The organism is Trueperaceae bacterium (assembly GCA_036381595.1).
Lineage (GTDB): Bacteria > Deinococcota > Deinococci > Deinococcales > Trueperaceae > DASVCN01.
Genome location: DASVCN010000023.1, coordinates 166,613 through 180,059, shown reverse-complemented (window position 1 = coordinate 180,059; position 13,447 = coordinate 166,613). Strand labels below are relative to the sequence as shown.

The following is a 13,447-nucleotide window of genomic DNA, read 5'->3' as shown; positions in this document are numbered from 1 at the left end:
CCGACAGCCGGTGCCTCATAACCCTAACCAGGCCGCGACAGCTCATCAGCGTGTCGCGCACGTTCTAAGGTCTCTCGAAGAGCGCCGCCATCCCCTGGCCGCCGCCTACGCACATCGAGATGACGCCGAAGCGAGCACCGCGCCGTCCCATCTCGGCGAAGAGGTCGGCTGCTATTCGTGCGCCGGTAGCACCGAGCGGGTGACCGATGGCGATGGCTCCCCCGTTGACGTTGAACTTCTCGTCGGGGATCGCCAGCTCCTCCTGGCAGTAGCTCGCCTGCGAGGCGAACGCCTCGTTTATCTCGAACAGGTCGACGTCGTCGCCGCTCAAGCCTGTCCTGGCGAGGAGCTCCCTGATCGCTGGTACGGGGCCGATCCCCATGATCTCGGGGGGCACCCCCACCACCGTCGCCTGGACGAGGCGAGCCAGCGGCCTGAGTCCTCTCGCCCGGGCGTCCTCTTCCGTCATGAGCACAGTCATCGCCGCGCCGTCGTTGAGGGGACTCGAGTTGCCGGCGGTGACGGTCGCCTCGTCATCGAACGCGAATACCGGCGAGAGGGCCTCGAGCGCCTCCATGCTGGTGTTCTCCCGCGGCCCTTCGTCGCGCTCCAGGACCACTTCTTGCCAGTTACCCTCGGGATCCTTGACTCTGGTCGTCACCTTCATGACCTGCTCGTCGAAGCGGCCCGCTTCTCGAGCGGCGAGGGCCTTGCGGTGCGACTCCAGCGCGAAACGGTCCTGGCGCTCGCGCGTCACCCCGAACTTCCGAGCTACCGCTTCGGCCGTCTCCCCCATCGCGTGATAGGCCCCCGGCTTGACCCGGGCCAGCGCTTTGTTGATCGAGAGCGTGTGCCCGCCCATGGGCACCCGGCTGGTGCAGTCGCTTCCGCCCGCGAAGACCACGTCCGCCATGCCGGCCGAGACCGAGTGACTGCCCTGCACGATGGTCTGCAACCCGCTCGCGCAGAACCGGTTTATTGTGGCCGCGGCCGTGCGATCGGGCAGGCCCGCTATCTGGACGGCGAGGCGAGCGAAGTTGTATCCGGCCTCACCCTCCGGGTGAGCGTTCCCCAGGAGCAAGTCGTCTACCCGCTCCGCCTCGAGGCCCGGAGTCCTGTGAAGCGCTTCCCGTACGACCATCGCCGCCAGGTCATCGGGTCGGGTGTCCTTGAGAAGGCCTTTGTGAGCGCGACCCACCGGCGTTCGAACGGCTGTGACGACGACCGCCTCCCGGTGCATCAGTTCCACGGCCTCAGCACGATCGCTCCCTCGCGGAGGTGGGCGACCTCGGGGCCGCGGGCGCTCTCTGCCCCCTCGGCCGACTGCGCCAGCGCGCTGCCTATCCGCAACTGTGGCGACAGGATCTGCTGTGCCCAGATGACCGCGTTCTCGTTGCCCGCCGCGCCGGCGTGAGCCAGCCCGCGCAGCGACCCGACCACGATGATGTCGTCGTTGGCGATCAGTTCGGCCCCGGCGTTGACGTCGCCGAGCACCACTATCGATCCGCTCGACTCGAGCTTCGCCCCACTCCGCACGGTCCGGGAGATGATCCGCGTCTCACCGCGGCTGGAAACGACGGCAGTGGGCGGACGAAGCTCGACGAGTTCGCCGCCGGCTTCCGCGATGCGGGCCGAGAGCAGCTGGGCCAGGGTCCACGGCACCCGGCCGCTCACCTCGACGATCACCTTGCCGCTCAGCAGCTCGCCGCTGCCGGCCAATACCGCTTCGAGGCCCTCTACGGTGTCATCGGCGTCGATGCTGAGGAGTATCCCCCCACGGGTTCCGCGTGTTCTCATTCTCCCTCTAACGCCAGGTAGCCCAGCAGGAAATCGCGGGCGACCGGGACCGCGACGGCGGAACTGGAGCCCCCGTACTCAAGGAATACCACGATGGCGATTTCCGGCTCCTCCACGGGCGCGTAGCCCATGAACCAGACATGCTCGAGGCCAACCCCGTGACCGTTCTGAGCGGTTCCGGTCTTGCCCGCGACGGTTATCGGGAAGTCGACCGCCGGACCCAGGAACCAGCTCGAGCCGTGATCGGTGATCATCTCCCGCATACCCTCGCGGAGAACGTCCCAGTGTTCCCCTGGAACCGTATAGACCTCCGGCTCCTTCTCTACCCCGTCGATCGACTTCACCACCTGAGGCACGACCATCCGTCCGGAGTTGGCCAGTGTGATGACGAACTGCAGCGTCTGAAGCGGCGTCGCCCGCACGTTCCCCTGACCGATCACGCTGTTGAGGGTGTAACCCGGGTACCATGCGTGCCCTTCGGTCTCGAGTACCCACTCCTCGTCGGGGATCAGCCCGGTTTCTTCCTCCGGCAGCGGCACCCCGACCTCGCGTCCGAAACCGAACTCCCTGGCCCGGTCGACCAGGTCGCTGATGAAAGGCCCCCAGCCGCTGGAGAAGTCAGGCGTGTCCATCGCCGCGTACCAGAAGTAGGTGTTGCACGAGTCGGCGATGGCTTCTGTCACGTCGTAGTTGCCGCGGAACCCGGGCGCCCAGTTCTCCCAGATGAATCCGCCGTAGCGCATCGACGCGCTGCAGGCGTAGCGATCGTACCGATCGATGTATCCGTCCTCCAGCAAAGTCGAGCTGGTGACGATCTTGAAGGTGGAGGCCGGGTGATAAGCCTCGACCGCCCGGTTCAGCAACGGATGGTTGGTCGCGTCGTTCAGCACCCTCGAAACTTCCTCGGGATCGGTGGGCCGGTGGGTGAAGATGTTCTGATCGAACGAAGGGGTGCTGGCCATCGCCAGTACTTCGCCGGTGTCCGGGTCTGCTGCCAGCAGCGCCCCGCGAACGGTTTCGACCAGCGGCAGGTCGTTCTTCGCCCGCTCGGCGTTGATGTACTGGATCGAGCCGAGCAGGACGTCTTCGGCGAGGCGCTGTAGCTCGGTATCGATCGTAAGCACCACGTCGTCGCCCGGTTGCGCCGGCACCAGTTCGGTCTCACGCAACACCACCCCGCGGTTGTTGACCTCGACCAGTTCCGAGCCCGCCGCTCCGAAAAGCCGTTTCTCCAGGCCCGCCTCGATGCCCATCACGCCCACGAGCTCACCGCTGGCGTAGCCGGGGAAGCGCACCGGATCGGCAAGGGTGGTGTAGCCGACCAGATGGGCGGCGAGATTGGTGGGGTAGCTCCTCTCGATCCGCTCCCGCAGGTAGAGGTTGGGCTGACCGGCCACCAACTCCTCGACACCGGGAACCAGGCGGTCGGGGATGTTCCAGGCGAGAACGGCTCCTTCGAGACGCTCCTCCTGCTTCGACATGTCCGGCTGGCGTGGCTCCTTCGCCTCGAGCCCGAGGAGGAACTTCAGACGCTGCCAATGTTCTATCTCGCCCCCGGTGAACATGAGGTCGTAGGCTATGCGGCTGTCGGCGAGGACCGTTCCGTCCCTGGCCAGGATGCGCCCGCGGAGGGGCGAGATGCGGCGCTCTTCGAGGAAGTTCTGGGCCGAGAGGGCGGTGTACTGCTCGGCCATGGCCAACTGGAGGTACATCAACCGGCCGGTGAAGACCACCAGGCAGGTGAGCAGCACGGCCAGCAGCAGTCTGAGGCGCGGGATCACGTTAGCTCCCGGTCGAACGACTCCTGACGGGGGCCCAGTCGACTTCTCACAGCAGCTCCTTCCGCAGGACGGCGGTGCGGTCGAAGAGGGCGTCGGCCCAGGGCAGCAGCCAGAGGCCCACGATCATGGTGAAACCGGCATCGAAGACCGCGACGGTAGCGATGGAGCCGATCGACTGCCCGGTTCCGCTGAGCCATACGACGAGTGCCGTGAGCGCCAGCCATTTGCCTACCACCGCCGATGCCAGGCGTACCAGCCTCTCGAAGAAGCCGACCTGCGACAGCTGCGCGGTTACGAAGGTAGCCATCATCGCCGCGCCCGCGAGGGCGAAGGCGTGGAGGCCCAGGACGCCGTTGCCGATCAGGTCCTGGAAGAGGCCTATGCCGTAGGCGGCGGCGACCAGCTGCCAGGGGGCGAGCCTGCCCATGAGGGTGAGTATCGCCAGCAGGAACAGGTCGGGGGCCGGGAGGGGCGATAGTACCGCCGACAGGAAGCCCTGTCCCAAGACGATCAGCAGATAGAAGATGAACAGTCTCAACTCGTCACCCGCTACTTCCCGAAGATATCCGGCAGCTCATGCATGTCGACCAGCACGTCCCGAGGCTTCGAGCCCGAGTGGGCCCCCACGACCCCCAGCGCCTCCAGCGAATCCATGAGCTTGCCCGCCCGGGCGTGCCCCACCTGGAGTCGGCGTTGCAGACGGGAGACGCTGGCCTGCCCCTCCTGGATCACCAGCTCCGCTGCCGCCCGGAGCTTGTCGTCGTTCCAGTCGATCATCCCTTCGGCGTCGGACTCGTGGAGTGAAGGCGGGTCGAAGTCGTCGCCGTACGCCTCGACGAACTCGTCGTCGAAGTACTGGCGCCTCAGGAACGCCGCCAGGGCGGCGGTCTCGTTCTCGCTGATGAACGGCCCCTGGAGACGGACCGGTTTCACCAGGCCAGGCTGGTAGAAGAGCATGTCACCCATGCCCACGAGCCGTTCGGCGCCCATCGTGTCGAGGATGGTGCGCGAGTCGTGGCCGCTGGAGACCGCGAACGCGACCCGGGCCGGCACGTTCACCTTGATCAGGCTCGTGAGGATGTCGACGCTGGGACGCTGGGTGGCGAGCACAAGGTGCATCCCGGTGGCGCGGGCCATCTGCGCCAGCCTCATGATGGCGCTCTCGACCTCCTTGGGGGAGGTGATCATCAGGTCGGCCAGCTCGTCGATGATTATCACGACGAACGGCAGTTGCGGCATGTCGAGGTTCTTCGCCTTCTCGTTGTACTGGTCGAGGTTCTTGGCCCCGATGCGGCTCATCATCTTGTAGCGCCGCTCCATGTGCGCTACCGCGCCCAGCAGTACCCCGGCCGCGTCGTTCGGATTGGTGACCACCGGCCGCAGGAGGTGGGGGATGCCGTCGAACGGGGTGAGCTCGACCATCTTCGGGTCGACCATCAGGAAGCGCAGCTCTGTGGGCAGGAACTTGTAGAGCAGGCTGCCGATGAGGGTGTTCACCGCGACCGACTTGCCCGAACCGGTAGATCCCGCGATGAGAAGGTGTGGCATCTTGGCGAGGTCGCCAACCACCATCTCGCCGTCGATCGATTGACCGAGGATCAGCGGGAGTCTCGCCTTCGCGCGCCTGAAGGCAGGCGACTCCGCCGCCTGGCGGAACCGGATGAGGTCTCGGTTTGCGTTCGGAACTTCCAGACCTATGACGCTCTTGCCTGGGATGGGCGCCTCGATCCTGACCGAGCCGACCGCCATAGCCAGCGCCAGATCGTCGGAGAGGTTGGCGAAGCGGCTTATCTTCTCCCCCGGCGCCGGTTCTACCTCGAAACGGGTGACGGTGGGACCTCGTACCGATGAGACCACCCTGCCCTCCAGCTTGAAGTTGGCCAGCGTCTCGTCGATCTTGCGAACCCGCTCCTTGACCTCGTTGGCGAGGGCTGCCGGGTCTTCACGGTGCCCCTTCTCGGCCCCGCCTTTGGAGACCGCGTCGAGCAGGTCGAAGCCGGGTACCTGGATGGGGATGCCACCTACTTCCGGCTGCTCCGGCGCGGCGGGAGTGGCTGGGTGTTGCGAGACGAGGGCGATTCGCTCCTCTTCGCTCAACTCCCACGGCACGTCGGGAGGGGACTCGGCCACGGCCGTTCGCGCGGTGTCGCCGGCGGCTGCCGAAGCTACCGCGACCGGCTGCGGTTCCGGTTCCACCTCGGTCTCGGCCACCCCTGCCGCCGCCTCCGCCAGCGCACGACGCGCCCGGTCCTCGACAGCGGCCAGGGCCCGCTTCCAGCCGTCGAGTTGGGGGAACAGCTCGCGCCGCTTCTCGCGCAGCTCTCCCCCGAGGGTCTTGTCGTAGTCGACGAGCTCCTCCGCGTCACCCAGTTCCGCCAGCAACCCCTCGAGCTCCTCGGCGAGTGGGCGCCACTCCTCGAGCATCTCGGCCTCCCGAGCGAGACGACGGGCGTCCTCCTCGACCCTCGCGAAGGCAGAGAGTCGCTTGCCGTGCTCGTTGCCGATCCGTTCGAGGTCACGCGGCCGCGCCTCCCGGAGCGCCCCCACCGTGAGGTCGCGCTCCCTGCTCAGACGCCGGTGGCGTTCACTGAGCCCGGTGAGGTCGAGCGCCATCGCCTTGCGGATGTCGTCGAGTGCGCCGGAACTGGCGCTGCTGCCCACCAGCCTGTCATCGAACTGCGTCTTGACGCCGCGCACCCACTCTTCGAAGCCGGCTACCCCTTCGGCCTCCAGGGTCGCTGCCAGTTCCGCCGCCCGGTCGCGGGCGAAGCCGGCGACGGCCTCCTGCCACGCCTTCACGTCGAGCCGCACGTCCTCGAGGACGCCGGCGTCGGCATCGGCGAGACGCGAACGCGACGCCTGCACCGCCTTGCGCCACTTCTCGAGTTCGGCCGATCCTGGATAGAGGGAGGAGAGGGCCTTCAGGTCCTTGTCGAGTTCGGCCAGCTTGCCCCTCTCGAGAGCGACATCGGCGTAGAACGCGGCCCGCGCTTTCGCCCGGCGGCGCGCCGCCATGGCGCTCTTGAAGGCCGTTCGCACCGCCTCGACGGTCCGGATCGCAGCGACTCGGACTATCGTGGTGGGGCGCAGATCGAGGATGAGTTCCAACCCGAGTGTGACCACCAGCAGAGCCGGGATCACCGCTACCGTGCCGGCCACGCCGGCGATGCGGGAGCGGAGGAGTTCGCCCCAGACCCCTGCCAGTTGTGGCGACAGGAGGGCGAGAGCCAGCCAGGATCCCACGACGAGCGTGAGGTAACCGAGCAGCACCCTGGGCCAGGCAGGCGGATTGCGGCGCAGCAGGAAGAGACCCCCCAGGCCGAGCAACGGCCAGGGCAGCGCGTAGACCGCCCAACCGACTCGCGAGATGAGCCAGTTGCGCAGATCGGCGCCGAAATCGCCCGTGGGCAGTTGCGGTACGAGGATCCCGAGTACGAACACCCCGACCGCCAGGAGGACCAGGCCGATCGCCTCGAGGTCCGCCTGTCGCCCTTTCGTCCTGCCTTTCCTTCCCTTGCCCTTGCCAGCCACGCCCTCAAGTCTATCGTGGGGTCCCTCTTCTCGAGGCGAAAAGATTTATCCCTGAGCCGCCTCCTGGCCTCACCCGGATCGGCCCTCCTCGGCCTCGTTCGTGGCCCGCTCGGGGTATGCTGGAGAGCCAGCGGAGTTGAGGACGAAAGGCGGCAAGTGGCGCCCTCGAATCGAGATCGAAAACCCCCGGTGCCGGGGTTGAGTCTGGCGACGGCGGCAATCGGGTTAGTGCTGTTGCTGGCGGCGCTCTTCCTCGAGATACCGCTTCTCTGGCTGGCGGCCGTGCTGATAGCCGGCACGCTGCTCTACGATCGAGCGAAGACAGCGGAGAGGCGGGCTCGGGAGAGCAACCGCCGCACCGCCCTCCTCACCGAGGCGGCTGCCGCGCTTCAGAAGGTCGATACCGGCGAGGCGCTCTTCCGCACCGCCCTGCGGATGCTCGCCGACGTCCTCGACTACAGTCACGCCAACGTGTTCGCTCCACGCGACGACACTATCGTGATGCTGGCCAGCCATCGCCTCGAGGTCCCGGCCGGGTTCACCCTTCCGCACCGCTCCATCGTCGGCGAAGCGCTGGGAAGTCGCGAGGTGGTCTACGCGCCCGACGTGCGCCGGCATGCGTCCTACTTCAAGGGTCCAAACACTCCCAACACCCTCTCCGAACTGGCGATCCCGCTGCTGATGGAGGAGCGGGTGGCTGCCGTCCTCAACATCGAGCACACCTCGCTCGACGCCTTCAGTCCCGAACTCCGCAGCACCCTTCTCGCCTTCGGCAACATGATCGAGGAGGCGCTCGAACGGGTGAGCCTCCACTCGCAACTCGTGAAGATGCTCGAGATCATCCGCAAGCTCGCCCAGTCGGAGGATCCGGCCCGGCTCTTCGAGGACACCGTGAAAGCAGCGATCGATCTGATCCCGGGCGCCGAGGCGGGAACCCTGGGGCTCTACGAGAACGACGGCTTCAAGTTCGCTGCCGCGGTGGGCTACGACCCGTACGCGCTCAAGAAGATCACCGGAGTGGACGAGGATACCCAGCTCAGCTGGTACGCCGGCCCTCGCGAAGACTTCCTGAAGGGGGTGCCGCGCCTCCTCACCGGCGAGGAGGTGATGCGGGCGAGTCTCGCTGGCCTCGATACCGAGGAGCAGCGCCGGACTCTCATCGAGTCCGGCCGCCTGGCCGAACTCACGGCCAACATCGCCGTGCCGATAAGTTACGGCGGCAAGGTGATGGCGATGCTCAACATCGACAGCTTCGCGCCGGTCAACCCTTTCGGGCCTCACGCCCTGCTGCTGGCCGAGTCGTTCGCCCAGCAGATCGCCGTGATCATCCGCCAGACCCTCTACCGGGACGCGCTCGAGCAGGCGGTGGTGACGGACGCCCTCACCGGACTCGGGAACCGGGAAGGCTTCAACCGTCAGCTGAACGTCGAGCTCGCCCGGGCGCGCCGCTACGGGCAGAACTTCAACCTGGTCATGATCGACCTCGACGGCTTCAAGCGGATCAACGACAAGGTCGGGCATCAGGCGGGCGACCGGGTGCTGGTTCAGGTGGGCGAGGCGATAGAGCGGGAGCGTCGCGAGGGGGACAGCGTGTTCCGCTGGGGAGGCGACGAGTTCGCGCTGATCCTCCCGCAGATCAGCCGCGAAGACGCCTGGATGGTCGCCGAGCGCTACGTGGCCGCGATCTCGCGGGTGCGTATGGGCGACTACGGCCTCTCGGCGTCGTTCGGGATCGCCTCCTACCCCGAAGACGGCACCGACGCCGAGACCCTGTTGCGCAAGGCCGACGACCTGATGTACGAGCACAAGGCGATCTAGCCCGAGGGGCAACGCAATGGCACGAGCGCCCGCCCCGCCTGCCTTACCGGCTCTCGACCGCCCGCGCGTGCGGGTCGTCGCTCTCGTCGATGCTGCTCAGTTCGATGGGGGCCGCTTCGCGGTAGGCGGGTCTGGTGAGCAGGTAATCCTCGATGACTATCTTCAGTAGGGCGACGAACGGGACCGCCAGCAGCGCTCCCACCAGCCCAAGCAGGCCCAAGCCGGCGATGATCGCGAGCAGGACCGTGAGCGGGTGCAAGTTCGTGCTCCGTGAGAGGATCAGCGGGGAGAGGACGTTCCCCTCCAGCTGATTGGCCACCACGAATACCACCACGGCCAGGGCCGCGGTGAGCGGGCTGACGGTGAAGCCGAGCAGCACCGCGGGTACCACCCCGATTATCGGACCCAGATAGGGGACCAGGTTGAAGATGGCCGCCAGGAAGCTTATCGCGAGGGCAAGCGGGACTCCGACCAGGCTCAACCCCACCCAGATGAGGACGCCGAGCACGATGGTTATGGTCAGCTGCCCGCGCATGTAACCCCCTACGGCTCCGTCGGCCTTGGCGACGAGGTCGCTGTATAGGGGGCGCCAACGCAGCGGCACCAGCCGGTAGACGTTGTTGGTGAAGCGCGGGAAGTCGTAGAGGAAGTAGGCCGAGGCGAGCAGGATGAGGAACACCTGCAGCGTAGTGGAGATGATGTTGGTCGCGCCGGTGAGCAGCACCGAGGGACCCCCGGTGACTATCGTCTCCATCAGGTTGGTGAGGGCTTCGACGGCGCTGGAGAGTACGCCTGCCAACTGCTCCTCCACCTGCACGGCCAGCTCGTCGTTCGGCTGGACACCGAACCGTTCGGAGAGGAACCCGGGGAGATTGGCGATGAGGTTGGCGAGCCACTGCTGGAACCCGATTAGCGCGTCACCAACGTTCTCGAGCGCTACCGGGATGCGCCGCACGAACTCGCCGAGCTGAGCGACGACCTGACCCACGAGAATCGAGCCGAGCACGAACAGCTGGAGGAGGACGAGGTAGACAAGCACGACTGCGAGGCCGCGCGCTACCCGGACGCGCCCGATGCGAACGCGGCTGAGGGCGTTGACGATCGGGTTGAGTATGTAGGCGATGATGAAGCCGATGATCGCGACCTGCAGCGCGAAGGCGTAGCCTTGCCGCAGGACGATGAGCAGCCAGACAACGAAGACGGTAAGGGCCACGTAGGTGAGGGCTCTGACCCAGGGGCTGCGCCAGACGATCTCGATCGCGGTTACGTCGTGACGGGGTGGGGCGGGTTCGAGACTCACGCTGTTCCTCTCACGGTCCCGTGAATAGCGAGACGGCGGCGATGCGAAGCTCCTCGGTGTTCAGGTTCTCCCCGAAGAAGGTGTCCCCCTCCCACACCTCGAAGTGTAGCCGCGCGCCCAACTCGGTACCCGCGACCCCCTCGTCGGTCCCGGAGTTGCCGACGTAGCCCAGCACCTCGCCGCGCTCGACCCGCTGGCCTTCCATCAGGCCGGGGGCGATGCCGGAGAGGTGGCCGTAACGCAGGAGCAGCCCGGCGTCGGTTTCGAGCCACACCTGACGGCCGCGCAACCTGTCCAGTTCGTCCTCGCTGGCGCCGTCGGCCACCGACTGCATGAGCGCCTGCCACTCCTGGGCGCTCGGCTCCTGGTAGACGTTGTCGACTCGCACCAACTCGCCGGAGGCCGAAGCGATGACCGCCGCCCCGTACGGAACCGGTACTCCCGAATCGCCGTCGTAGAAGTCGAACCCTTCGTTGACGCCCTGCCGATACGCCCGGATGGACCCCGGCAGATGCGCCGGGTTCTGGGGGAGGCGCGCGCCGGGGATCGGGAACCAGAGGCCCACCTGAGCAACCGCTTCCTGCTCGGTCCGTTCCTGGTTGGGAGTTCGTGGAGCGGCGATCTGGGCCCGCATGTCGCGGATCTGCTCACCTCTGCCCACGAAGAGCACCGTCACCCCGGCGGCGTAGACGGCAACTGCAGCGAGCAGGTACCACCCCGGCTTGAGGCCGTTCCAGCGCCGCATCAGAGGCTCTCCTGGAGGACGGGGACGAACAGGGACATTCGCTCGAAGTCTACCATCGGCGACCAGAACGGCCGAACGAAACGTTACCGGGACCGTGGCGCCAGAGCGGCGGAGTTGTTACCGGGCCGGCAGGCGCTCGAGCAGGTAGAGGCCGGGCCTGTGCCCACCGTGGAAGACGCGCAGAGGTTCACCGGCGAGGCGCCACTCCGACTGCTGCGAGAGGGCCCGCTCGAAGAGGCGGAGTTCATGGGTGATCGCCAGCATCCGGGCGTGGCGCGCTGCTACCCGGGCGCTCTCGGCGAGGAACGCCGGGTAGAGGCGAGAGTTCTCCTCGTGGCCGCCGATAGCGTCGCCCCACGGCAGATCCGCGCTCAGCCGGTCGAAGGAGCCGTCGGCGAACGGGAGCGTGGCGGCGTCGCCGACGATGAGCTCGGCCCGCTCGCCCAGGCCGGCCGCCTCCAGGTTCCGCCGGGCGCACTCGAGGGCAGCCGGAGCCACGTCCAGCCCCACCCCCCGCTTCCAGCGGCCGCCTAGCCCTCGCTCCACCAGCAGCGTCCCGGAGCCGCACATCAGGTTGAGGTGCCGTTCGGCGCCCGAAGCGCCGAGCAGTTGGAGGCCGGCGGCGGCGACGGTGGCGTTCAGTCCGCCGGGCAGGTTGCACCGCCGCCACGAGCGCGCCGAGAGTGGCCGTGGAGTGAGGCGCACGAGGACCTCCCAGCCCCCGCCCGTGGGCCGGAAGCGGAGCAGCAGTTCCCCCTCCTCGCTCCGCTCCAGACCGGTCGCCTCCTCGAGAGCCGCGGCGAGGCGGGCGAAAACCGGCGAATCGCTGCCGGCCGCACCGAAGCGGAACCCCTCGAAAGCGCGCTCCCCGACGGCCTCCTTCACCGCGGCGACCAGCCTCCCGAAGTGCTCGTGACCGAGGAGCGCCTTGGGACGGGGGACCTCGAAGCGGATCACCCGGTAGACGGCGACGGCGATCCGCAGCTCGAGGAGGTCCTCCGGGGCGCCTCCGTAGGAGAAGACGACCGAGTCGTCGCCGGCAGCGAGGACCCGCGCCGCGCAACTCTTGAGCTCCTGCGCCGCCAACGGGGCCAGTCCGGGCAGGACCTCGGCTTCGAAACGCTCGCCCGATCGCGGAGCGCCTCCGGCGCCGCCTCGCCGCGCAGCCCCCGGCGGATCCGTCCCGCCCCGAGAGGAACTCGCCCGCCCAGGCGGTCGCTTCCCGACCTTCCGTGTTCTGCTACCGCCTGCCATGGCTCAAGCTACCCCACCGCAGGAGCTTCACGCCGAGGCCTGTCGGCAGCCTGTCCGCCGGGAAACGGCGCCGCCGTTAAGCTGAACTCGTGCACGACAGGCCCGTCTCCCTCTACCTCCACGTCCCCTTCTGCCCACAGGTATGCCCCTACTGCGACTTCCACAAGATGCTGCGGCACGAGGGACTGGTCGCTCGCTACCTGGACCGACTGGAGGCGGAGGTCCGCGAGGCCGGCGAACGCTTCCCGGGCCCGCTGGAGACGATCTACCTGGGCGGAGGTACGCCCTCGGCCCTCGAGGACGACGAGCTCGAGCGGGTGGTCCGGGCGCTGGCCGACAGCTTCGGCTTCCCCGCGCGGCTCGAGACGACGATCGAGGCCGACCCGCTGACGTTCGATCCGGAGCGGCTGAGCTTCTTCCGCGACCTCGGCTTCTCGCGCCTCTCGATCGGGCTTCAGTCGACCCAGGATCAGGTCCTGCGGCGCCTGGGCAGGCGTCACGGCGGCGCCGAGGGCCTGGAGGCCGTGACCTGGGCGCTGGAGGCGGGTTTCGAGGTGTCGGCCGACCTCATCACCGCCGTCGAAGGGCAGGACGCCGAGCGCGACCTGCGCACTCTCGCCGCCACAGGCGTGCCCCACGTGAGCGTCTACACCCTCACCATCGAGCCGTTCACCCCGTTCGCCGTTCGCGGCGTCCGCGTCGACGAGGAGCGGGCGGCGGACGATTACGAGCGGGCCGCCCAGGTGCTGTCCCGGTACGGCCTGGAGCGCTACGAGGTTTCCTCTCACGCGAGGCCCGGCCACGAGTCACGACACAACCAGGTCTACTGGCACGGCCGCTACTTCATGGGGTTGGGCCCGGCTGCGGCCGGATTCCTGCCCTGCCCCGGTTCCCCCGGCGTTCGGGTCAGCAACCCACCGATGAAGGGGTGGCTGGCGGGAGAGACGGCCGTGACCGAGCGGCTCTCGGCCGAGGAGTACGTACTCGAGAGGCTGATGACAGGGCTGCGCACCCTCCGTGGCGTGGACATCAACGACGTTCGCGAGCGAAGCGGGATCGATGTGCGGCAGAGGTTCGCCGGCCTGCTCGATCGCTTCATACGGCTCGGACTGCTGGAGACGACCGACGATCGCCTGAAGGCGACCGACGCGGGGCTGATCAGGCTCGACGCTCTCCTCCGCGAATTCTTCGCCCGGGGGACGGCCGACCCGGCGTGACACC

General features: G+C 67.7%; 10 protein-coding genes. 2 read left to right on the top strand and 8 right to left on the bottom strand.

Translation table 11 applies throughout. The annotated features are described in order from the left end of the window. Positions 1-64: 64 nt before the first annotated feature. From VF168_07375 to VF168_07355, 5 genes are read right to left on the bottom strand one after another with little or no spacing between them, the layout of a single operon-like run. Positions 65-1,240: a thiolase family protein gene (locus tag VF168_07375; protein ID HEX7003991.1), complete on the bottom strand. Its 1,176-nt coding sequence runs from the start codon at positions 1,238-1,240 to the stop codon at positions 65-67. Continuing rightward, a complete protein-coding gene (locus VF168_07370) occupies positions 1,240-1,797 on the bottom strand; it encodes a septum site-determining protein MinC (GenBank protein HEX7003990.1) in 558 nt (185 codons plus the stop codon). The genes VF168_07375 and VF168_07370 overlap by 1 nt, the downstream gene beginning before the upstream one ends. Continuing rightward, positions 1,794-3,578: a penicillin-binding transpeptidase domain-containing protein gene (locus tag VF168_07365; GenBank protein ID HEX7003989.1), complete on the bottom strand. Its 1,785-nt coding sequence runs from the start codon at positions 3,576-3,578 to the stop codon at positions 1,794-1,796. Before VF168_07365 ends, VF168_07370 begins: the two co-directional genes overlap by 4 nt. Positions 3,579-3,624: 46 nt before the next feature. Continuing rightward, positions 3,625-4,116 (bottom strand): hypothetical protein, encoded by a 492-nt coding sequence (locus VF168_07360; GenBank protein HEX7003988.1) that lies wholly within the window; start codon positions 4,114-4,116, stop codon positions 3,625-3,627. 11 nt (positions 4,117-4,127) lie between these two features. Then, a complete protein-coding gene (locus VF168_07355) occupies positions 4,128-7,109 on the bottom strand; it encodes a DNA translocase FtsK (GenBank protein HEX7003987.1) in 2,982 nt (993 codons plus the stop codon). Positions 7,110-7,307: 198 nt separating this feature from the next. On the opposite strand from VF168_07355, the gene VF168_07350 reads away from it, so the two are divergent. Further along, positions 7,308-8,927 (top strand): diguanylate cyclase, encoded by a 1,620-nt coding sequence (locus tag VF168_07350; GenBank protein HEX7003986.1) that lies wholly within the window; start codon positions 7,308-7,310, stop codon positions 8,925-8,927. A 43-nt stretch (positions 8,928-8,970) separates the two neighbouring features. On the opposite strand, the gene VF168_07345 is transcribed toward VF168_07350, so the two are convergent. The 3 genes from VF168_07345 to VF168_07335 form a co-directional block, all read right to left on the bottom strand. After that, the gene (locus tag VF168_07345) at positions 8,971-10,227 is read right to left on the bottom strand and encodes an AI-2E family transporter (GenBank protein HEX7003985.1); all 1,257 of its coding nucleotides are present in this window, start codon (positions 10,225-10,227) and stop codon (positions 8,971-8,973) included. A 10-nt stretch (positions 10,228-10,237) separates the two neighbouring features. After that, positions 10,238-10,972 (bottom strand): M23 family metallopeptidase, encoded by a 735-nt coding sequence (locus VF168_07340; GenBank protein HEX7003984.1) that lies wholly within the window; start codon positions 10,970-10,972, stop codon positions 10,238-10,240. Positions 10,973-11,089: 117 nt separating this feature from the next. After that, positions 11,090-12,058, bottom strand: a complete 969-nt coding sequence (locus VF168_07335) for a methyltransferase domain-containing protein (GenBank protein ID HEX7003983.1) — start codon at positions 12,056-12,058, stop codon at positions 11,090-11,092. Positions 12,059-12,315: 257 nt separating this feature from the next. Here VF168_07335 and hemW point away from each other — a divergent pair, with 257 nt between their 5' ends. After that, positions 12,316-13,443 (top strand): radical SAM family heme chaperone HemW, encoded by a 1,128-nt coding sequence (gene hemW / locus VF168_07330; GenBank protein HEX7003982.1) that lies wholly within the window; start codon positions 12,316-12,318, stop codon positions 13,441-13,443. Positions 13,444-13,447 lie beyond the last annotated feature (4 nt).

Coding starts and splice junctions, on each gene's coding strand:
- VF168_07375 (HEX7003991.1), bottom strand. CDS start 1,240: ATGCACCGGGAGGCGGTCGTCGTCACAGCCGTTCGAACGCCGGTGGGT.
- VF168_07370 (HEX7003990.1), bottom strand. CDS start 1,797: ATGAGAACACGCGGAACCCGTGGGGGGATACTCCTCAGCATCGACGCC.
- VF168_07340 (HEX7003984.1), bottom strand. CDS start 10,972: ATGCGGCGCTGGAACGGCCTCAAGCCGGGGTGGTACCTGCTCGCTGCA.